Annotated in this window: 18 protein-coding genes; 16 read left to right on the top strand and 2 right to left on the bottom strand. The window is 60.5% G+C overall.

All coding sequences use genetic code 11. From position 1 onward, the window contains the following. Positions 1 to 8 precede the first annotated feature (8 nt). The 8 genes from dnaE (at position 9) to ispD (ending at position 11,071) form a co-directional block, all read left to right on the top strand. Positions 9 to 3,530: a DNA polymerase III subunit alpha gene (dnaE, locus tag C8K61_RS09120; protein ID WP_108095930.1), complete on the top strand. Its 3,522-nt coding sequence runs from the start codon at positions 9 to 11 to the stop codon at positions 3,528 to 3,530. Between the two features lie 137 nt (positions 3,531 to 3,667). Continuing rightward, a complete protein-coding gene (locus C8K61_RS09115) occupies positions 3,668 to 4,618 on the top strand; it encodes an acetyl-CoA carboxylase carboxyltransferase subunit alpha (protein WP_108095929.1) in 951 nt (316 codons plus the stop codon). Further along, entirely contained in the window at positions 4,619 to 5,932 is a 1,314-nt protein-coding gene (tilS, locus tag C8K61_RS09110) for a tRNA lysidine(34) synthetase TilS (protein WP_108095928.1), read from the top strand. Positions 5,933 to 6,118: 186 nt separating this feature from the next. Continuing rightward, positions 6,119 to 7,750, top strand: coding sequence for a CTP synthase (locus C8K61_RS09105; protein ID WP_108095927.1), 1,632 nt, complete (start codon positions 6,119 to 6,121; stop codon positions 7,748 to 7,750). Further along, positions 7,747 to 8,592 carry a 3-deoxy-8-phosphooctulonate synthase gene (kdsA, locus tag C8K61_RS09100; RefSeq protein ID WP_108095926.1) on the top strand — a complete coding sequence of 282 codons (846 nt, stop codon included), beginning with the start codon at positions 7,747 to 7,749 and terminating at the stop codon, positions 8,590 to 8,592. The genes C8K61_RS09105 and kdsA overlap by 4 nt, the downstream gene beginning before the upstream one ends. A gap of 145 nt (positions 8,593 to 8,737) precedes the next feature. Then, positions 8,738 to 10,027, top strand: a complete 1,290-nt coding sequence (gene eno / locus C8K61_RS09095) for a phosphopyruvate hydratase (protein WP_108095925.1) — start codon at positions 8,738 to 8,740, stop codon at positions 10,025 to 10,027. 58 nt (positions 10,028 to 10,085) lie between these two features. After that, complete coding sequence (ftsB, locus tag C8K61_RS09090) at positions 10,086 to 10,364, top strand: cell division protein FtsB (RefSeq protein WP_108095924.1); 279 nt, start codon at positions 10,086 to 10,088, stop codon at positions 10,362 to 10,364. Beyond that, positions 10,361 to 11,071: a 2-C-methyl-D-erythritol 4-phosphate cytidylyltransferase gene (ispD, locus tag C8K61_RS09085; RefSeq protein ID WP_108095923.1), complete on the top strand. Its 711-nt coding sequence runs from the start codon at positions 10,361 to 10,363 to the stop codon at positions 11,069 to 11,071. The genes ftsB and ispD overlap by 4 nt, the downstream gene beginning before the upstream one ends. A gap of 91 nt (positions 11,072 to 11,162) precedes the next feature. Here ispD and C8K61_RS09080 read toward each other — a convergent pair whose 3' ends face one another. Then, complete coding sequence (locus tag C8K61_RS09080; RefSeq protein ID WP_108095922.1) at positions 11,163 to 12,041, bottom strand: LysR family transcriptional regulator; 879 nt, start codon at positions 12,039 to 12,041, stop codon at positions 11,163 to 11,165. Positions 12,042 to 12,169: 128 nt separating this feature from the next. On the opposite strand from C8K61_RS09080, the gene C8K61_RS09075 reads away from it, so the two are divergent. The 8 genes from C8K61_RS09075 to rpoS all read left to right on the top strand — a co-directional run bounded on the left by C8K61_RS09075 (position 12,170) and on the right by rpoS (position 19,243). Beyond that, on the top strand, positions 12,170 to 13,282 hold the full coding sequence (locus C8K61_RS09075; RefSeq protein WP_108095921.1) for an S-(hydroxymethyl)glutathione dehydrogenase/class III alcohol dehydrogenase: 1,113 nt from the start codon (positions 12,170 to 12,172) through the stop codon (positions 13,280 to 13,282). 17 nt (positions 13,283 to 13,299) lie between these two features. Beyond that, positions 13,300 to 14,145: an S-formylglutathione hydrolase gene (gene fghA, locus C8K61_RS09070; RefSeq protein ID WP_108095920.1), complete on the top strand. Its 846-nt coding sequence runs from the start codon at positions 13,300 to 13,302 to the stop codon at positions 14,143 to 14,145. Positions 14,146 to 14,229: 84 nt separating this feature from the next. Further along, on the top strand, positions 14,230 to 14,703 hold the full coding sequence (gene ispF, locus C8K61_RS09065) for a 2-C-methyl-D-erythritol 2,4-cyclodiphosphate synthase (protein ID WP_108095919.1): 474 nt from the start codon (positions 14,230 to 14,232) through the stop codon (positions 14,701 to 14,703). After that, positions 14,700 to 15,758 carry a tRNA pseudouridine(13) synthase TruD gene (gene truD / locus C8K61_RS09060; protein WP_108095918.1) on the top strand — a complete coding sequence of 353 codons (1,059 nt, stop codon included), beginning with the start codon at positions 14,700 to 14,702 and terminating at the stop codon, positions 15,756 to 15,758. Before ispF ends, truD begins: the two co-directional genes overlap by 4 nt. Further along, on the top strand, positions 15,746 to 16,495 hold the full coding sequence (gene surE, locus C8K61_RS09055) for a 5'/3'-nucleotidase SurE (RefSeq protein WP_108095917.1): 750 nt from the start codon (positions 15,746 to 15,748) through the stop codon (positions 16,493 to 16,495). Before truD ends, surE begins: the two co-directional genes overlap by 13 nt. 41 nt (positions 16,496 to 16,536) lie before the next feature. Continuing rightward, positions 16,537 to 17,172 (top strand): protein-L-isoaspartate(D-aspartate) O-methyltransferase, encoded by a 636-nt coding sequence (locus C8K61_RS09050; protein WP_178086443.1) that lies wholly within the window; start codon positions 16,537 to 16,539, stop codon positions 17,170 to 17,172. 86 nt (positions 17,173 to 17,258) lie between these two features. After that, positions 17,259 to 18,134, top strand: coding sequence for a peptidoglycan DD-metalloendopeptidase family protein (locus tag C8K61_RS09045; protein WP_108095915.1), 876 nt, complete (start codon positions 17,259 to 17,261; stop codon positions 18,132 to 18,134). 104 nt (positions 18,135 to 18,238) lie between these two features. Further along, a complete protein-coding gene (gene rpoS, locus C8K61_RS09040; protein WP_108095914.1) occupies positions 18,239 to 19,243 on the top strand; it encodes an RNA polymerase sigma factor RpoS in 1,005 nt (334 codons plus the stop codon). Positions 19,244 to 19,771: 528 nt separating this feature from the next. Here the strand turns inward: rpoS and fdxA are convergent. Beyond that, a complete protein-coding gene (gene fdxA, locus C8K61_RS09035) occupies positions 19,772 to 20,095 on the bottom strand; it encodes a ferredoxin FdxA (RefSeq protein WP_108095913.1) in 324 nt (107 codons plus the stop codon). Between the last annotated feature and the right edge of the window lie 49 nt (positions 20,096 to 20,144).

The following is a 20,144-nucleotide window of genomic DNA, read 5'->3' as shown; positions in this document are numbered from 1 at the left end:
GGATCAGCATGCCGGCCACCTTTGTTCATCTGCGTTTGCATACCGAGTTCTCCCTGGTTGACGGTCTGGTGCGGGTCAAACCGCTGGTCAAGGCCGCCGCCGGCGCCGGTATGCCCGCCGTGGCGGTTACCGATCAGCGCAACCTGTGCTCGCTGGTGAAGTTCTACAAAGCCGCCATGGGCGCCGGGATCAAACCGATCTGCGGCGCCGATCTGATGCTCGCCAGCAAGGACGAAGACGGTCCGCTGAGCCGTATCACCCTGCTGGTGATGAACGCCAAAGGCTATCGAAACCTCACCGAGTTGATCTCGCGCGGCTTCACCGAAGGCCAGCGCAATGGCGAAGTGATCATCGAGCGCGAGTGGGTCAAGGAGGCGTCCGAAGGCTTGATTGCCCTGTCCGGTGCCAAAGAGGGTGAGATCGGCTTGGCTCTGCTGGCCGGCAATACCCAGGAAGCCGAAGCTTCGCTGCGCGAGTGGCAGGACGTATTCCCCGACCGCTTCTACCTGGAGCTGCAACGCACCAGCCGCGTTCACGACGAAGAATACCTGCACCTGGCGGTCGACCTGGCTGGCCGCTGCGACGCCATGCTGGTGGCCACCAACGATGTGCGCTTTATCAAGCAAAGCGACTTCGAAGCCCACGAAACCCGAGTGTGCATCGGTGAAGGCCGTGCCCTCGACGACCCGCGCCGCGCCCGCACCTACAGCGATCAGCAGTACCTGAAGTCGCCGGAAGAAATGTGGGAGTTGTTCAGCGACATTCCCGAGGCGCTGGAAAATACCGTCGAAATCGCCAAGCGCTGCAACATCGAGATTTTGTTGGGCAAGAGCTTCCTGCCCAACTTCCCGGTGCCGGACGGCATGACCATGGACGAGTTCTTCCGCAAGATCTCCTTCGAGGGTCTGGAGGAACGCCTGGCGGTGCTGTGGCCAAAAGAGACCACGCCCAACTATGAAGAGAAGCGCCAGGTCTATGTCGACCGCCTGAATTTCGAGCTGGATATCATCATCCAGATGGGCTTCCCCGGTTACTTCCTGATCGTGATGGACTTCATCCAGTGGGCCAAGCGCAACGGCATTCCCGTCGGTCCTGGCCGGGGGTCAGGTGCTGGTTCCCTGGTGGCTTATGTACAGAAGATCACCGACCTCGATCCGCTGCAGTACGACCTGCTGTTCGAACGCTTCCTTAACCCGGAACGGGTATCGATGCCCGACTTCGATATCGACTTCTGCATGGACGGCCGCGACCGGGTGATCGAGTACGTGGCCCAGGCATACGGCCGTAACGCGGTGAGCCAGATCATCACCTTCGGGACCATGGCCGCCAAGGCGGTGGTGCGTGACGTGGCGCGGGTGCAGGGCAAATCTTATGGCCTGGCGGACCGTCTGTCGAAGATGATCCCGTTTGAAGTCGGCATGACCCTGGAGAAAGCCTACGAGCAGGAAGAGATCCTGCGCGACTTCCTCAAGGTCGATGAGGAAGCCGCTGAAATCTGGGAGATGGCCAAGAAGCTTGAAGGCGTGACCCGTAACGTCGGCAAACACGCCGGTGGTGTGGTGATCGCACCGACCAAGCTCACTGACTTCGCCGCCATTTATTGCGACGACGAGGGCGGCGGCCTGGTAACCCAGTTCGACAAAGACGACGTGGAAGCCGCCGGCCTGGTGAAGTTCGACTTCCTCGGTCTGCGTACCCTGACGATCATCGACTGGGCGCTTAAGACCATCAACCGCGAGAAGGCCAAGGTCGGCGAAGCTCCGCTGAACATCGACTTCATTCCGCTGGACGACAAGCCGACCTACGCGCTGCTGCAGAAAGCTGAAACCACCGCGGTATTCCAACTTGAATCGCGCGGCATGAAAGAGCTGATCAAAAAGCTCAAGCCCGACTGCCTGGAAGACCTGATCGCCCTGGTGGCCCTGTTCCGTCCGGGACCACTGCAATCGGGCATGGTGGACGACTTCATCAACCGTAAACACGGTCGCGCTGAGCTCGCCTACCCGCACTCTGACTACCAGTACGACGGCCTGAAGCCGGTGCTGCTGCCGACCTACGGCATCATCCTGTACCAGGAACAGGTGATGCAGATCGCCCAGGTCATGGCCGGCTACACCCTCGGAGAGGCGGACATGCTCCGTCGTGCCATGGGTAAGAAAAAGCCCGAGGAAATGGCCAAGCAACGCGGCGGTTTTATTGAGGGTTGCAGCAAGAACAACATCGACCCGGACCTGGCCGGTAACATTTTCGACCTGGTGGAAAAATTCGCCGGTTATGGCTTCAACAAATCCCACTCCGCCGCCTACGGCTTGGTGTCGTACCAGACGGCCTGGCTGAAAGCCCACTACCCCTCGCCCTTCATGGCCGCGGTACTGTCGGCGGATATGCACAACACCGACAAGGTCGTGACCCTGATCGAAGAGTGCCGCAGCATGAAGCTGCGCCTCGACGCGCCGGACGTGAATACCTCGGAGTTCAAGTTCACGGTTAACGACGACGGCCGGATTGTTTACGGTCTGGGCGCGATCAAGGGTGTGGGCGAGGGGCCGGTGGAGGCCATCGTCGAGTCGCGTCAGGCCGGGCCGTTCAAGGACCTGTTCGATTTCTGCGCGCGCGTCGACCTCAAACGCATCAACAAGCGCACCACCGATGCCTTGATTCGCAGCGGTGCGCTGGACCGTCTGGGCCCGTACTTCCACGACGAAATCAAAGCCTACCAGGCCAACATCGACCGCAACCGCGCGGTGCTGCTGGCCTCGATGGAGGAAGCGATTCAGGCCGCCGAGCAGACCGCCCGCAGCCACGACAGCGGCCACGCCGACCTGTTTGGCGGAGTGTTTGCTGATGAAACCGCCGACGTCTATGCCAAGCACAAGAAGGCCAAAGAGCTGTCGCTCAAAGAGCGTCTGCGCGGCGAGAAGGAAACCCTGGGCCTGTACCTCACCGGTCACCCGATCGACGAGTACGAAGGCGAGATTCGCCGCTTCGCCCGTCAGCGCATCATCGACTTGAAGCCGGCGCGCGACAGCCAGACCATCGCCGGTCTGATCGTCAACCTGCGGGTAATGAAGAACAAGAAGGGCGACAAGATGGGTTTCATCACCCTCGACGATCGCTCGGGCCGTATCGAAGCCTCCTTGTTTGCCGATGCCTTCAACTCGGCGCAGGCGCTGTTGCAGACCGATGCCCTGGTGGTGGTCGAAGGCGAAGTGAGTAACGACGATTTCTCCGGCGGCCTGCGCCTGCGTGCCAAGCGCGTGATGAGCCTGGAAGATGCACGTACCGGCCTGGCGGAAAGCCTGCGGGTGCGGGTCAAGAGCGATGCGCTGAAGGGCGATCGCCTGCGCTGGCTGGCGGAATTGTGCAAAAAGCACCGCGGCGGTTGCCCAATCACCCTCGACTACACCGGCAGCGAAGCCAAGGCCTTGTTGCAGTTCGGCGAAGGCTGGCGAATCGACCCGGCTGATGGATTGATTCAAACATTGCGTGACCAGTTCGGGCGCGACAACGTCTTTTTGCACTATCGCTAGTTTTTGGCGTGCCGAGCGGGGCAATCCCTGCTCGCCGCACGGTTTTTACTCTCGACCTGACTGCGCCTGTTCCCGTAAGGTAAGGCGCTCAACGGACTAAGCCGCCAGGCCACGGCCTCGGCGCAAGACGGATGACTATGAACCCGAACTTTCTCGATTTCGAACAGCCGATTGCCGATCTGCAAGCCAAGATCGAAGAGCTGCGCCTGGTCGGTAACGACAATTCGCTGAACATCAGTGATGAAATTGCCCGTCTGCAAGACAAGAGCAACACCCTGACCGCGAGCATCTTCGGTAGCCTCACCAGTTGGCAGATCGCCAAGCTGGCCCGCCACCCGCGCCGGCCCTACACCCTCGATTACATCGAACACATCTTCACCGAGTTCGACGAACTGCACGGCGACCGTCACTTCTCCGACGACCCGGCTATCGTTGGTGGCGTTGCCCGTCTGAACGATCAACCGGTGATGGTGATCGGTCACCAGAAAGGCCGCGAAGTGCGCGAGAAGGTTCGCCGCAACTTCGGCATGCCGCGCCCTGAGGGCTACCGCAAAGCTTGTCGTCTGATGGAAATGGCTGAGCGCTTCAAGATGCCGATCCTGACCTTTATCGACACCCCCGGTGCCTACCCGGGCATCGACGCTGAAGAGCGTGGCCAGAGCGAAGCGATTGCCTGGAACCTGCGCGTGATGGCGCGGCTGAAAACCCCGATCATTGCCACCGTTATTGGTGAAGGTGGTTCCGGCGGCGCATTGGCCATTGGCGTTTGCGACCAACTGAACATGCTGCAGTACTCCACCTACGCGGTGATCTCGCCGGAAGGCTGCGCTTCCATCCTGTGGAAAACCGCCGAGAAAGCGCCGGAAGCTGCCGAAGCCATGGGCATCACGGCTGAGCGTCTGAAGGGTTTGGGCATTGTCGACAAGGTTATCGACGAGCCACTGGGTGGCGCGCATTCGGCCCCGGCCGTGGCAGCCGAATCGATTCGTGCCGCCCTCGGCGAGCAGCTGAAGTCTCTGCAGAAATTCGATACCGACGCGCTGCTGGCCCGTCGTTACGAGCGTCTGATGAGCTACGGCGTCGCCTGAGTGAGCCTTCACGCCAGGTTGCTAGCTGGCCTGGCACCCTGGCGCACAGCGCCGGCTTGGCATATCGCCTTGTCCGGCGGATTGGACTCCACCGTTCTGCTGCACCTTCTGGCTAGTCTCGGGCACACCGAGCACCTGCCACCTCTCCACGCTATTCATATCCATCACGGTCTGCAGGCTGCGGCTGACGGCTGGCCGGCGGTTTGCCAGCAGCTGTGCGCTGGGCTGGGTGTGCCGCTGCGCACTATCAATGTGCAGGTTGTGCCGGGCGCCAGTCTGGAGCGGGCGGCGCGCGAGGCGCGTTATCAGGCATTTACCCAGGTGCTGGGGGAGGGCGAGGTACTGCTCACCGCTCAGCACCGTGATGATCAGGCGGAGACCATACTGTTTCGCTTGCTTCGAGGTGCCGGTGTGCGCGGGCTGGCGGGCATTCCGGTGAGCCGTCCGTTAGGGCGGGGCACTGTGGCGCGGCCGCTCCTGGAATGCTCGCGCACTGAATTGCTGGCTTATGCCCACGAGCACGGCCTGAGTTGGGTGGAAGACCCTTCCAATACTGACCCGGCCTACGCCCGCAATCATTTGCGCCATCAGGTATTCCCGCAGTTCGCTGCGCATTGGCCGCAGGCTGCACAAACCCTGGCGCGCAGTGCCGCGCATTTGCGTGAGGCGCAGGGCCTGCTGGACGAGCTCGCCGAATTGGACCTGAAGCTTGCGCAAACGCCCAGTCCCTTCGCCTGGCTGAGCTTGCCTTCGCTGGTTTTGCAGCCGCTGCTCGGTCTCTCGCCGGAGCGCCAACGTAATGCCCTGCGCCATTGGCTGACGCCGCTGACCTTGCTGCCCGACAGCGAGCATTGGGCTGGCTGGAATGATCTGCGTGATGCCGGCCCTGAGGCCAAGCCTGTGTGGCGGCTGGCTCAAGGTGAGCTGCATCGCGAGGGTGGCCGACTGTGGTGGTTGAGTGGTGACTGGCTGATGCCCACGGCGCAGCCGCCGGTCTGGGCAAGCCCGGAACGGGCGCTGGAACTGCCGGGTAACGGTCAGTTGCGTATTCATGGCGAGCCGCCGCTAGGCCCATTACAGGTGCGCTACCGCCAGGGCGGTGAAGTGCTGAATATCCCTGGCCGCGGTCACCGCGATCTCAAACGCCTGCTCAACGAGCAGGCGATTCCCGCTTTTGTTCGCAGTCGATTGCCGTTGTTGTACCGCGCTGATGAGCTTCTGGCGGTCGCCAATCTGCCTGCAATCCGCGGCCCTGCTGAGGTGCGCTGGTTATTGCAGTGGCAGGCGCCGACGAATGACCAACGTTTGAGCTGAAAGGGTAGTTCCGGTAGACTACGCTCCCGTCTCATACAGCTAATGCGTAGACCTTCTGGTTCTCTGCATGGCTATCAATTTTCAAGGCGCGGCCAACAGGCTTCGCTGGTAATGGGTGGGCAGCAGCCCTCCTTCAGCTTTCCCCGGCGGCGCAAACCGCCTAAACGCAGACTTCTAGGGTTTTTCATGACGCGCTACATATTCGTCACGGGCGGTGTTGTTTCTTCATTGGGGAAAGGCATCGCCTCGGCTTCATTGGCGGCTATCCTGGAGGCGCGGGGCCTGAAGGTCACGATGCTCAAACTGGACCCCTACATCAACGTCGATCCGGGCACTATGAGCCCGTTCCAGCACGGTGAAGTGTTCGTCACTCACGACGGTGCCGAGACCGACCTCGACCTTGGCCACTATGAGCGGTTCATCCGCACCACCATGACCAAGGGCAATAACTTCACCACCGGCCGCGTCTACGAAGACGTGCTGCGCAAAGAGCGCCGTGGTGACTACCTGGGTGCGACCATCCAGGTGATTCCGCACATCACCGACGAAATCAAACGCCGCATCATCAAAGGTGCTGGCGATGCCGACGTGGCCATGGTGGAAATCGGCGGTACCGTTGGCGACATCGAGTCCCAGCCGTTCCTCGAAGCCATCCGCCAACTGCGCGTGGAAGTGGGCGCCAAGCGCGCCATGCTGATGCACCTGACCCTGGTGCCGTACATCGCCACCGCGGGTGAAACCAAGACCAAGCCGACCCAGCACTCGGTCAAAGAGCTGCGTTCCATCGGTCTGCAGCCTGACGTGCTGATCTGCCGTTCCGACCACCCGATCGATGTGTCCTCGCGCCGCAAAATCGCGCTGTTCACCAACGTTGAAGAGCGTGCGGTGATTGGTCTGGAAGACGTCGACACCATCTACAAGATTCCTTCCGTGTTGCACGCCCAGGGCCTGGACGATTTTGTCGTCGAGCGCTTCGGTCTGGAGTGCGGCGGTGCCGACCTGTCCGAGTGGGATCGGGTTGTCGACGCCAAGCTGAATCCGGAAAAAGAAGTCAACATCGCCATGGTCGGTAAGTACATGGAACTGCTGGACGCCTACAAATCGCTGATCGAAGCGATGAGCCATGCCGGCATCCAGAACCGCACCAAGGTCAACCTGCGTTATATCGATTCCGAAGACATCGAACAGCAAGGCACCGGCCTGCTGGAAGGCGTTGACGCCATTCTGGTACCGGGCGGCTTCGGTCTGCGTGGCGTAGAAGGCAAGATCACCACGGTGCAATACGCCCGTGAAAACAAGATCCCGTACCTGGGCATCTGCCTCGGTATGCAGGTGGCTGTCATCGAGTTCGCCCGTAACGTCCTGGGCTGGACCGATGCCAACTCCACCGAGTTCGACAAAGTCAGCGGTCACCCAGTGGTCGGTCTGATCACCGAGTGGGAAGACGCTGAAGGCGGTGTGGAAATTCGCACCGAAGCCTCGGACCTGGGCGGCACCATGCGCCTCGGCGCGCAGGATTGCCACCTGATCGAAGGCTCGAAAGTGTTCGACTGCTACGCCAAAGAAACCATCGTTGAGCGTCACCGTCATCGCTATGAAGTGAACAACAACCTGCTGCCAAAACTGCAGGAAGCTGGCCTGAAAATCACCGGCCGTTCCGCCGATGGCGCCCTGGTTGAAGTGGTTGAAGCGCCGGATCATCCGTGGTTCGTGGCCTGCCAGTTCCACCCTGAGTTCACCTCCACCCCGCGCGATGGCCACCCATTGTTCAGTGGTTTCGTTAACGCCGCCCTGGCGCAGAAAGCGAGAAAGGCATGACCCAGAAAGTCATCAAAGTTGGCAATATTGAAATCGCCAACGACAAACCCTTTGTGCTGTTCGGCGGTATCAACGTTCTTGAATCCCGCGACCTGGCGATGAAAGCCTGCGAAGAATACGTGCGCGTTACCGACAAGCTCGGCATCCCTTACGTGTTCAAGGCCAGCTTCGACAAAGCCAACCGCTCCTCCGTGTCTTCCTTCCGCGGCCCAGGCCTGGAAGAGGGCATGAAGATTTTCGAAGAAGTGAAGAAAACCTTCGGCGTGCCGGTTATCACCGACGTGCACGAGCCTGAGCAAGCCGCTCCGGTTGCCGCGGTGTGCGACATCATTCAACTGCCGGCGTTTCTGTCGCGGCAGACCGATCTGGTAGTGGCGATGGCCAAGACCGGCGCGGTGATCAACATCAAGAAAGCCCAGTTCCTCGCTCCCCAGGAAATGAAACATATCCTGGCCAAGTGCGTCGAAGCCGGTAACGACCAGCTCATCCTTTGCGAGCGCGGTTCGAGCTTTGGCTACAACAACCTGGTGGTGGACATGCTTGGCTTCGGCATCATGAAGTCGTTCGAATACCCGGTGTTTTTCGACGTGACCCACGCCCTGCAAATGCCGGGCGGGCGTTCCGACTCCGCTGGCGGCCGCCGTGCCCAGGTCACCGATCTGGCCAAGGCCGGCATGAGCCAGGGCCTGGCGGGCTTGTTCCTCGAAGCCCACCCGGACCCGGACAACGCCAAGTGCGATGGTCCATGCGCCCTGCGCCTGGACAAGCTGGAGCCGTTCCTCACTCAGCTCAAGGCCCTGGACGACCTGGTCAAGAGCTTCCCGCCGATTGAGACTGCCTAAGCGCAGCAACTTTCGGTAAAGTGCCGCTCGGGCGAGCTCTGACCCGTGAGTCAGAGAGTCGTCGAGCGGGCTGGTTTGATTTCAAGCTGCCTGCATCAACCTCTCTGCAGCGCCGTTTTCGTCATATTTTGGAGTGTTAACAACAATGGCAAAGATCGTCGACATCAAAGGTCGTGAAGTTCTCGACTCCCGCGGCAATCCGACCGTCGAAGCAGACGTCATTCTCGACAACGGTATCGTTGGCAGCGCCTGCGCGCCGTCGGGTGCCTCCACCGGTTCGCGCGAAGCGCTGGAACTGCGTGATGGCGACAAGAGCCGTTACCTGGGTAAAGGCGTTCTGAAAGCAGTCGCCAACATCAATGGCCCGATCCGTTCCCTGCTGCTGGGCAAAGACCCGGTAGACCAGAAAGCCCTCGACCTGGCGATGATCGCCCTCGACGCCACCGAGAACAAAGGCAGCCTGGGTGCAAACGCCATCCTCGCTGTGTCCCTGGCCGCTGCCAAAGCCGCTGCCCAGGATCAGGATCTGCCGCTGTACGCGCACATCGCCAACCTCAACGGCACACCGGGCGTGTATTCCATGCCGGTACCGATGATGAACATCATCAACGGCGGCGAGCACGCCGATAACAACGTCGACATCCAAGAGTTCATGGTTCAGCCAGTAGGCGCCAAGACTTTCGCCGACGGCCTGCGCATGGGCACCGAAATTTTCCACCACCTCAAAGCCGTGCTGAAAGCTCGCGGCCTGAGCACCTCGGTGGGTGACGAAGGTGGTTTCGCGCCGAACCTGGCGTCCAACGAAGACGCTCTGGCCGCCATCGCCGAAGCCGTGGCCAATGCTGGCTACAAACTGGGCACCGACGTGACCCTGGCTCTGGACTGCGCTTCCAGCGAATTCTTCGAAGGCGGCAAGTACGACCTCGCCGGCGAAGGCAAAGTGTTCGACGCTGCCGGTTTCGCTGACTACCTGGCTGGCCTGACCGAGCGTTACCCGATCATCTCCATCGAAGACGGCATGGACGAGTCGGACTGGGACGGCTGGAAAGTGCTGACCGACAAGATCGGCGCCAAGGTGCAACTGGTCGGTGACGACTTGTTTGTTACCAATACAAAAATTCTCAAGGAAGGCATCGACAAGTCGATCGCCAACTCGATTCTGATCAAGTTCAACCAGATCGGCACCCTGACCGAAACCCTGGAAGCCATCCAGATGGCCAAGGCTGCTGGTTACACTGCCGTGATCTCGCACCGCTCGGGCGAAACCGAAGACAGCACCATCGCCGACCTGGCTGTGGGCACTGCCGCCGGTCAGATCAAAACCGGGTCGCTGTGCCGTTCCGACCGCGTTTCGAAGTACAACCAACTGCTGCGTATCGAAGAGCAGTTGGGTGCCAAAGCACCGTACCGTGGTCGCGCCGAGTTCCGCGGCTAAGCTGCCGGTGGTAAAAAGGGCACCGGAAGGTGCCCTTTTCATATGAGAAAAACCGATTTTGCGTAGCCCTTACTGGTTATTCGTCGTTCTGATCTTAGTGCTGGCCGGCCTGCAGTACCGCCTTTGGGTGGGCGAAGGTAGCTTTGCGCAGGTCACCGACTTGCAGCGGCAGATTGCCGAGCAGAAGGGTGAAAACGAAAACCTGCTGGAACGTAACCGTATCCTTGAAGCGGAAGTCAGTGAGCTGAAGAAGGGTATGGAAACTGTCGAAGAGCGTGCCCGTCATGAACTGGGCATGGTCAAAGACGGCGAAACCCTCTATCAGTTGAACGAATGACGACTCCCGTTTTGCCTGCCTTCTGGGCTTTGATCCCAGCCGCAGGCGTCGGCGCCCGAATGCTCGCCGACCGGCCCAAGCAGTACCTGCAACTGGCCGGCAAAACCATTCTCGAACATACCCTCGACTGCTTTCTCGACCACCCGCAATTGCGTGGGCTGGTGGTCTGCCTGTCTGTCGATGACGCCTACTGGCCGACGCTGGCTTATGCCAGCAACCAACGCATCGAGCGTGCTGACGGCGGCTGCGAACGTGCCGACTCGGTGCTCAATGGTCTGATCCGTCTGGCTGAACTCGGCGCGGCTGAAGACGATTGGGTGCTGGTGCACGATGCGGCGCGGCCCAATCTGTCGCGTTACGACCTCGATCTGTTGCTGGCCGAATTGGCCAATGATGCGGTCGGCGGGCTGCTGGCAGTGCCGGCACGCGACACCCTGAAACGCGCCGGCGCCGATGGCCGCGTGCAGGAAACTGTCGACCGCTCAGTGATTTGGCAAGCCTATACGCCGCAGATGTTTCGCCTTGGCACCTTGCACCGGGTGTTGGCGGATGCGTTGGTTTCCGGTGTGCAGATTACCGACGAAGCCTCGGCCATCGAATGGGCTGGGCAGGCGCCACGGTTGATTGAGGGACGGGCGGATAATCTGAAGGTTACCCGGCCGGAAGACCTCGAATGGCTGCGCCTGCGGTGGGCGCACAAAAGCTGATTCGAGCTCTCTGTAGGAGCGGCTTCAGCCGCGATGTTTTTGATCTCAATCGCATCGCGGCGGAAGCCGCTCCTACGAGTGCAGTGTTCGTTCAGCCCAAATGCGCCAACCCCGCCTTCAAGTGATCGACCAACTGCCGCACCTTCGGCGACAGATGCCGCTGCTGTGGATACAGCGCCCACACCGCCGTATTCGGCGCCTGATGTTTTTCCAGTAACGACACCAACGCGCCAGTGTGCAAATGCTCTTGCACGTAATAGTCCGGCAACTGACACAACCCCAACCCTTGCAGCGCCGCATCCAGCACCGCCTGCCCGCTATTACAGCGCCAGTTGCCGTGCACCCGCTGCGACAACTCACGGCTGTCCTGCTGAAAGCTCCAGCTGTCGCTGCTGCCGATAAGGCAGTTGTGCTGGCTCAGTTCCGACAGGCTGTGGGGCTGCCCGTAACGCTGCATATAGCTGGGTGCCGCACACACGTACATCCGCCTCGGTGCCAGACGCGTGGCCACCAGTCGTGAATCCTGCAAGCGCCCCAGACGAATCGCCAGATCGATGCCGTCCTGCACCAGGTCCAGGGTTCGGTTGCTCAGTTCGATATCCACTTTCAACAGCGGGTGGCGGCTCATGAATTGGGTCACCAACGGCACGATAAACCGTTCGCCATAGGCCACCGCGCAGGTCATGCGCAGCAACCCCTTGGGTTCGCTGCCCAGATCGCCGACTGCCAGCAGTGCTTCTTCACGGGCATCCTGCAGACGTTGGCAATGTTGCAGAAAGGTCTGCCCGGCCTCGGTCAGCGCCACGCGCCGGGTGCTGCGGTAGAACAGCCGCGTTTGTAGGTTCTCTTCCAGGCGGGCGATTTGCCGGCTGACCTGTGACGACGACAATCCCAGGCGCTGCGCTGCCGCCGTGAACTGGCCGCACTCGGCCACCGCGACAAATTCATCCAGGCCATCCCAACTGTTCATGTGTGCTCCTCCAGCTAGGCGGCGATTATCCCTCAATAGCAATAATGTTTTGCCATTTGCCAGATTATTTCCATAAAGCACCTTGGACTACACTCTGTGCCACTGTTTTAACCCGCTGGAGAGCGACCATGATCAAGTCCCGTGCTGCCGTAGCCTTTGCCCCGAACGAGCCGCTGAAAATCGTAGAAGTCGATGTTGAAGCGCCGAAAGCTGGCGAAGTGCTGGTGCGCATCGTCGCCACCGGCGTCTGCCACACTGACGCCTACACCTTGTCCGGCGCTGATTCGGAAGGCGTGTTCCCCTCGATTCTCGGCCATGAAGGCGGCGGCATCGTCGAAGCCGTGGGCGAGGGCGTGACCTCGGTGAAGATTGGCGACCACGTCATTCCGCTGTACACCGCCGAATGCCGCGAGTGCAAATTTTGCAAATCCGGCAAAACCAACCTGTGCAGCTCGGTGCGCGCGACCCAGGGCAAAGGCCTGATGCCCGACGGCACCAGCCGTTTCTCTTACCAAGGTCAGCCGATTTATCACTACATGGGCTGCTCGACCTTCTCCGAATACACCGTGCTGCCGGAAGTTTCTCTGGCGGTGATTCCGAAAGAAGCGCCGCTGGAAAAAGTCTGCCTGCTGGGTTGCGGCGTCACCACCGGCATCGGCGCCGTGCTCAACACTGCAAAGGTGGAAGAGGGCGCCACCGTGGCGATCTTCGGCCTGGGTGGTATTGGTCTGGCAGCGATCATTGGCGCCAAGATGGCCAAGGCCTCGCGCATCATCGCCATCGACATCAACCCGGCCAAGTTCGACGTGGCCCGTGAACTGGGTGCCACCGACTTCGTTAACCCCAAGGACTACGACAAGCCGATTCAGGACGTGATCATCGAGCTCACCGACGGCGGCGTCGACTACAGCTTCGAGTGCGTCGGCAATGTGCAGCTGATGCGCGCCGCCCTGGAATGCGCCCATAAAGGTTGGGGCGAGTCGGTGATCATCGGTGTGGCCGGTGCCGGTCAGGAAATCAGCACCCGCCCGTTCCAACTGGTGACAGGTCGCGTCTGGCGTGGTTCGGCTTTCGGCGGCGTCAAAGGCCGCACCGAGCTGCCGAGCTATGTGGAAAAAGCGCAGAAGGGCGAAATTCCTTTGGACACCTTCATCACCCACACCATGGGCCTGGAGCAGATCAACGAGGCGTTCGACCTGATGCATGAAGGCAAGAGCATCCGCACCGTCATCCACTACTGATTACGGCGGGCCTGCCCATGACCCTTGAAATCGTTTCCAGCAACAAAGCCTTCGGCGGTTGGCACAAGCGTTACCGCCACCGCTCCAGCTCGCTCAACTGCGACATGGTGTTCGCCGTCTACCTGCCACCGCAAGCCGAGCAGGGCGTCAAGCTGCCGGTGCTGTACTGGCTCAGCGGCCTGACCTGCAGCGACGAGAACTTTATGCAGAAGGCCGGCGCCCAGCGCCTGGCCGCTGAATTGGGGCTGATCATCGTCGCGCCGGACACCAGTCCGCGCGGTGAAGGTGTGCCGGATGATGCCAATGGCGCCTACGACTTCGGCCTGGGCGCCGGCTTCTACGTCAACGCCACCCAGGAACCCTGGGCGCGGCACTACCGCATGTACGACTACGTGGTGCAGGAGCTGCCGGCGTTGATAGAGGCCAACTTCCCGGTGTCAGCCAAACGTGGCATCAGCGGCCACTCCATGGGCGGCCACGGCGCGTTGATCTGTGCGTTAAAAAATCCGGGGCGCTACCAGTCGGTGTCGGCCTTTGCGCCGATCAGCAATCCGCTGAATTGCCCATGGGGCGAGAAGGCACTGGGCAACTACCTGGGCGCCGATCGGTCGCGCTGGCGCGAGTGGGATGCCAGCTTGCTGATTGCCGAGGCCACGGAAAAGCTGCCGCTGCTGGTCGACCAAGGCGATCGCGATGACTTCCTCGAAGGCCAACTGAAACCCCAGGCACTGGAAGCAGCGGCGAAAGCGGCGGGTCATCCACTGACCCTGCGGATGCAGCCGGGCTATGACCACAGCTATTACTTCATTGCCAGTTTTATCGATGACCACCTGCGTCATCACGCGGCGGCGTTGCGCAGCTGAGCGCTGGAGCAGGGCGCCCTGGCGTCAAAGCGGTTAGAATCTGGCCCTGACTTTTCAGGGCCTTATTTTTTCATGAGCAGCTCCATGCGTATCGGCCACGGCTACGATGTTCACCGCTTTTGCGACGGCACCTTCATCACCCTCGGTGGCGTACAGATTCCCCACAAGTTCGGCCTGCTCGCCCATTCCGACGGCGACGTGCTGTTGCATGCCTTGAGCGATGCGTTGCTCGGCGCAGTGGCGCTTGGCGATATCGGTAAACACTTCCCCGACACCGACCCCACCTTCAAGGGCGCCGACAGCCGCGTGCTGTTGCGCCACGTGGTCAGCCTGGTCAAGGCCAAGGGCTGGAAGGTCGGCAACGTCGACGCCACCATCGTCGCCCAGGCGCCGAAGATGGCGCCGCATATCGAGACTATGCGCGCGGCCATCGCCACGGACCTCGACGTCGAGTTGGACCAAGTCAACGTCAAAGCCACCACCGAAGAAAAGCTCGGTTTCACCGGTCGTGAGGAAGGCATTGCGGTACACGCGGTCGCGTTGGTGGTGGCGTTATGAACGAATTCGAATTGCTCGGCCCGCTGGCCTTCGGCGAACCCGCCGGGCGCGCAGTACTGAAAGCCACCGCCGAAGATTTCCAGGTTGATGAAGTGCTGGATATTCCCCTGGCCGGCGAAGGCGAGCACCTGTGGCTGTGGGTGGAAAAACGCGGCCTGAATACCGAAGACGCTGCGCGCCGTCTGGCCAAGGCTGCCGGAGTGCCGCTGCGGATGATCAGCTATGCCGGCCTCAAGGACCGTCAGGCCCTGACTCGCCAGTGGTTCAGCCTGCACCTGCCGGGCAAGGCTGATCCGGATTTCACTGCCGCGCAGAGCGATAGCCTGATCATCGTCAAAACCGCCCGGCACAAACGCAAGCTGCAACGCGGCGCACACTCGGCCAACGGTTTTACCCTGCGCCTGACCCAGGTGCAGGGCGACACCGCCGCGCTCGACGCGCGCCTGGAGCAGATCAAAGCCCACGGCGTGCCCAACTATTTTGGTACCCAGCGGTTTGCCTACCAGGGCGGCAACGTGGTGCAGGCGCGGGATTTCGCCAGTCGCCAGGAACTGCCCGATGCGCGCAATGTGCGCTCGCGCTTGCTGTCGGCGGCGCGCAGCTACCTGTTCAATCAGGTGTTGGCTGCACGGGTTGCAGACGGCAGTTGGCAGCGCGCGCAAGTCGGTGACTTGCTGGCGTTCACCGACAGCCGCAGCTTTTTCCCTGCTGGCGAAGCCGAGTGCAGTGATCCGCGCCTGGCGATTCTCGACCTGCACCCCACCGGCCCGTTGTGGGGCGAAGGGCCGTCGCCGGCCGCGGGTAGCGCCCATGAACTTGAGCAATCGGTCGGCGAAAAAGAGCCAGCATTGCGCGACTGGCTGGTCGCAGCGGGCATGGCTCACGAACGGCGTATCCTGCGCCTCCCCATCGGGGGTTTGACGTGGCATTATCCCGAGCCTGACATTCTGCAACTGGAATTCGTCCTGCCGGCTGGATGCTTCGCCACCGCTGTGGTGCGTGAAATCGTCGAGCTGTTGCCGGTAGGGCAGACGGACAACTCATGCGCATTCTGATTTCAAACGACGATGGGGTGACGGCACCCGGCCTCGCCGCGCTGTACGGCGCGCTGGCGGATTACGCCGACTGCGTAGTTATCGCCCCCGATACGGACAAGAGCGGCGCTGGCAGCTCACTGACCCTGGATCGTCCGCTGCACCCGACTACCCTCGGTAACGGTTTCATCAGCGTCAACGGTACCCCCACCGACTGCGTGCACCTGGGCCTCAATGGCTTGTTGCCCGAGCTGCCGGATATGGTGGTGTCGGGTATCAACCTGGGTGCCAACCTGGGTGATGACGTGTTGTATTCCGGCACCGTCGCCGCCGCGCTCGAGGGGCGCTTTATCGGTGCGCCGGCTTTCGCCTTCTCGCTGACCTCGCGCCAGGTTGATAACCTGCCGACCGCCGCCCATATCGCTCGCCGTCTGGTTGAGGCGCATGCACGCCTGAATCTGCCGCCGCGTACCGTGCTCAATGTGAATATTCCCAACCTGCCACTCGATCAGATTCGCGGCATTCAGTTGACCCGTCTGGGCCACCGCTCGCGTGCGGCGGCGCCGGTAAAAGTTGTCAATCCGCGTGGTAAAGAAGGCTATTGGATTTCAGTGGTGGGCGAGGCCGAAGACGGCGGCCCGGGAACTGATTTTCATGCGGTCATGCAGGGCTACGTGTCGATTACCCCGCTGCAACTGGATCGCACCTTCCATGCCGGCTTGCCGAGTCTAGAGCCTTGGTTGGAGGGGTTGCTCTGATGGCGCGTGGGCAAGACGATCTGCAACACCGCGGCATAGGCATGACCTCGCAGCGCACCCGTGAACGGCTGATTCAACGTCTGTACGAGGAAGGGCTGTCCAACGCCAGCGTCCTCGAAGTGATTCGCCGTACCCCCCGTCATCTGTTTGTCGATGAGGCCTTCGCGCATCGCGCCTATGAAGACACTGCACTGCCCATCGGCCACAACCAGACCATCTCCCAGCCTTATATGGTTGGGCGCATGACCGAATTGCTGCTGGCTGCCGGGCCTTTGGACAAGGTGCTGGAGATCGGCACCGGTTCTGGTTATCAGACCGCCGTGCTGGCCCAGGTGGTAGAGCGGGTATTTTCGGTGGAGCGCATTCAGGCGCTGCAGGAGCGGGCGAAAGAACGATTGCAGGCACTCAATCTGCGCAACGTGGTCTTTCGTTGGGGCGATGGCTGGGAAGGTTGGCCGGCATTGGCCAGTTACAACGGCATCATCGTCACCGCCGCTGCCGCCGAGGTACCGCAAGCGTTGCTGGATCAACTGGCGCCGGGCGGGCGCCTGGTGATTCCGGTCGGCGCGGGGGATGTGCAGCAGTTGATGTTGATCGTCCGTGAAGAGAACGGCTTCTCCCGCCATGTGCTGGATGCCGTGCGCTTTGTGCCGCTGCTCAACGGGCCTGTGGCCTGAGCCGCGTTGGCACGGGCCAGGCGGCCCAACTTAGGGTTGGTTTCGGCGTAAGTAGAATTTTTTTGTCACCGGATAGGGAGAGGCGGGTGAGTCTCACAGCCATTCAGCAGTGGATTTGCATCGCAGGCGCCAAGCGTCTGGTGAGTGGCGTGGTCCTTGGTGTGTTACTGGCCGGTTGCAGCAGCACCCCGCCCGGCGGCGTAAAGGTGGTGGACCGTACCACCGGTGGTAGCAGCGCTCCCAGTAGCGCCGCCACCCCTCAGCGCCCGGCCACCACCACCGGTCAATACCGCGTGCAGCGCAGTGACACCCTCTACTCCATTGCCTTTCGTTTTGGCTGGGATTGGCGCGCGCTGGCGGCCAACAACAATATCCCGGCGCCTTACACCATCAAGGTTGGCCAGGTGATTCGCTTCGATGGCGGCCGTCCGCCGACCGTGGTGAAAGGCCCGACGAGCACCGCCAATAACGGCAGCAAACCGCCTTTGGTAGTGGTGCCCACCAACACCGTTCCGGTCATCGCCAGACCCGCACAACCGCCCGTTGCCACCACCCCGGCAACCACGCCAGTGCAGGCTGTGAGTCGTTCCGCTACAGGTTGGGCATGGCCCACAGGCGGTGCTTTGATCGGCAAATTCTCCTCAAACGGTAGTTTGAATAAAGGCATTGATATAGCCGGGGAATTGGGACAGCCTGTTCTTGCCGCGTCGGATGGTTCTGTTGTGTACGCCGGAAGTGGATTACGGGGCTACGGCGAATTAGTGATCATCAAACACAGCGATACCTACGTAAGCGCTTACGGTCACAACCGCAAGTTGTTGGTACGGGAGGGGCAGCAGGTCAAGGTTGGGCAGACGATTGCCGAAATGGGTTCCACAGGAACCGATCGGGTGAAACTCCACTTTGAGATTCGCCGTCAGGGTAAACCTGTGGATCCGCTGCAATTTTTGCCTGCCCGTTGATAGGTTGTCAGCCCGATCCAGCCACGTAGGCCGGACGGGCTCAGGTGTTGCCAGGGATATTGGCGCCACTGAGCTTATGTCGAACTCAGCAAGGGATAAGAACAATGGCACTCAACAAAGAAGCGCCGGAGTTTGACTTGGATGATGACGTGCTGCTTATGGAGCCCGGCATTGTTCTGGAAGACGTGCTCAATGATGAGTCGGAAGTTCCGACTAAGCGCACGAAAGCCAAGCACTCCACTGCGGTCAAGCAACACAAGTACATCGACTACACCCGGGCGCTAGACGCCACTCAGCTTTACCTCAACGAAATCGGTTTCTCCCCCCTCCTTACTCCTGAAGAAGAAGTTCATTTTGCGCGGCTGGCGCAGAAGGGCGACCCTGCGGGCCGTAAGCGCATGATCGAGAGTAACCTGCGGCTGGTAGTGAAGATCGCCAGGCGCTACGTGAACCGAGGTTTATCGCTGCTGGACCTGATCGAGGAGGGCAACCTTGGCTTGATCCGGGCGGTAGAGAAGTTCGACCCGGAGCGCGGTTTCCGTTTTTCCACCTACGCCACTTGGTGGATCCGGCAAACCATTGAACGCGCGATCATGAACCAGACGCGCACCATTCGTTTACCCATTCATGTGGTCAAGGAGCTGAACGTCTACCTTCGCGCTGCGCGGGAACTGACGCAGAAACTCGACCACGAACCCTCGGCCGAGGAAATCGCCAACCTGCTGGAAAAACCGGTGGGCGAGGTCAAGCGCATGCTCGGCCTCAACGAGCGGGTGTCTTCGGTGGACGTGTCCCTGGGGCCAGACTCTGACAAAACCCTTCTCGACACCCTGACCGATGACCGCCCGACCGATCCCTGCGAACTGCTACAGGATGATGATCTGTCGCAGAGCATTGATCAGTGGCTGTCGGAACTCACCGATAAACAGCGGGAAGTGGTGGTGCGGCGCTTTGGCCTGCGCGGCCATGAAAGCTGCACTTTGGAAGAGGTTGGCCAGGAGATTGGCCTGACGCGCGAGCGAGTGCGGCAGATCCAGGTCGAGGCGTTGAAACGTCTGCGGGAAATCCTCGAGAAAAATGGTCTGTCCAGCGACGCCTTGTTCCAATGACGTAGTAATTGGGCGACAGACGAAACCCGGCTTAGGCCGGGTTTTTTTTGTAGGGAGCTTCTTACTAAATTGGGATGTGTAAGATATTGCTTACAAAGCTTGTAAGTGATGCGAGGAATGATTAGCCGGCGGAAGGCCCGTTTCGCCGCTTCGCTTTCTATAACTTATTGAAATTAAACGAATTGTATAATTTCGATAGCTGGGGTTGGCTATCTTTTAGTCGATTTCGCGAGTTGAACCGCCCCTGGATATCGCTAATATCACCCCTGTGCTTACGGATTAGCACGGGCTGCCACGGATGATGGCCAGGAACATCGAAGGACACGATTCATCAGGACGATGAGTGGGAAATAGAGGGAATAGGGACGAAAGAGTGGGCGGGTCAAACCGCCCCTTTTTTTTGCCTGCCGAAAGGTAGGCACAAACAAAAGGCCCGCTTGCGGGCCTTTTGTCTTTATCACGGTTTTTATGTCTTGTAGCGGCAGGCGCCTCGTTGGACGCCTTCTCTCGCTGCTGCAACGCTGGTGCTTAACGCTCCAGAAGTTCCAGCTTGTTCTTCTTGCCATCCCACTCTTCCGCATCCGGCAGAGCGTCTTTGCGCTCAGTGATGTTCGGCCAGACTTCAGCAAGATCCGTGTTCAGGGCGATGAACTCTTGCATGTCTTCTGGCACTTCATCTTCGGAGAAGATCGCTTGGGCCGGGCATTCTGGCTCGCACAGGGCGCAGTCAATGCACTCGTCCGGGTGGATCACCAAAAAGTTCGGGCCTTCGTAGAAGCAGTCCACCGGACAGACTTCTACGCAGTCGGTGTACTTGCACTTGATGCAGTTGTCGGTGACGACGAAGGTCATTTCTAATTCTCTCCTCAGGCGGCTGGGGAACCCGGTTCAGTAATTGGGC

The sequence above is a fragment of the Pseudomonas sp. GV071 genome, from assembly GCF_003050835.1.
GTDB lineage: Bacteria > Pseudomonadota > Gammaproteobacteria > Pseudomonadales > Pseudomonadaceae > Aquipseudomonas.
Note: the sequence above shows the minus strand (reverse complement) of the source record. Positions and strands in the feature narration are given on the sequence as shown.

Bases quoted from the DNA above. Each gene is read 5' to 3' on its own strand.
- C8K61_RS09115 (WP_108095929.1), top strand. From the start codon at position 3,668: ATGAACCCGAACTTTCTCGATTTCGAACAGCCGATTGCCGATCTGCAA.
- C8K61_RS09050 (WP_178086443.1), top strand. From the start codon at position 16,537: ATGACCTCGCAGCGCACCCGTGAACGGCTGATTCAACGTCTGTACGAG.
- rpoS (WP_108095914.1), top strand. From the start codon at position 18,239: ATGGCACTCAACAAAGAAGCGCCGGAGTTTGACTTGGATGATGACGTG.
- ispD (WP_108095923.1), top strand. From the start codon at position 10,361: ATGACGACTCCCGTTTTGCCTGCCTTCTGGGCTTTGATCCCAGCCGCA.
- C8K61_RS09080 (WP_108095922.1), bottom strand. From the start codon at position 12,041: ATGAACAGTTGGGATGGCCTGGATGAATTTGTCGCGGTGGCCGAGTGC.
- kdsA (WP_108095926.1), top strand. From the start codon at position 7,747: ATGACCCAGAAAGTCATCAAAGTTGGCAATATTGAAATCGCCAACGAC.
- eno (WP_108095925.1), top strand. From the start codon at position 8,738: ATGGCAAAGATCGTCGACATCAAAGGTCGTGAAGTTCTCGACTCCCGC.
- C8K61_RS09075 (WP_108095921.1), top strand. From the start codon at position 12,170: ATGATCAAGTCCCGTGCTGCCGTAGCCTTTGCCCCGAACGAGCCGCTG.
- fghA (WP_108095920.1), top strand. From the start codon at position 13,300: ATGACCCTTGAAATCGTTTCCAGCAACAAAGCCTTCGGCGGTTGGCAC.
- fdxA (WP_108095913.1), bottom strand. From the start codon at position 20,095: ATGACCTTCGTCGTCACCGACAACTGCATCAAGTGCAAGTACACCGAC.
- surE (WP_108095917.1), top strand. From the start codon at position 15,746: ATGCGCATTCTGATTTCAAACGACGATGGGGTGACGGCACCCGGCCTC.
- dnaE (WP_108095930.1), top strand. From the start codon at position 9: ATGCCGGCCACCTTTGTTCATCTGCGTTTGCATACCGAGTTCTCCCTG.
- ispF (WP_108095919.1), top strand. From the start codon at position 14,230: ATGCGTATCGGCCACGGCTACGATGTTCACCGCTTTTGCGACGGCACC.
- truD (WP_108095918.1), top strand. From the start codon at position 14,700: ATGAACGAATTCGAATTGCTCGGCCCGCTGGCCTTCGGCGAACCCGCC.
- C8K61_RS09105 (WP_108095927.1), top strand. From the start codon at position 6,119: ATGACGCGCTACATATTCGTCACGGGCGGTGTTGTTTCTTCATTGGGG.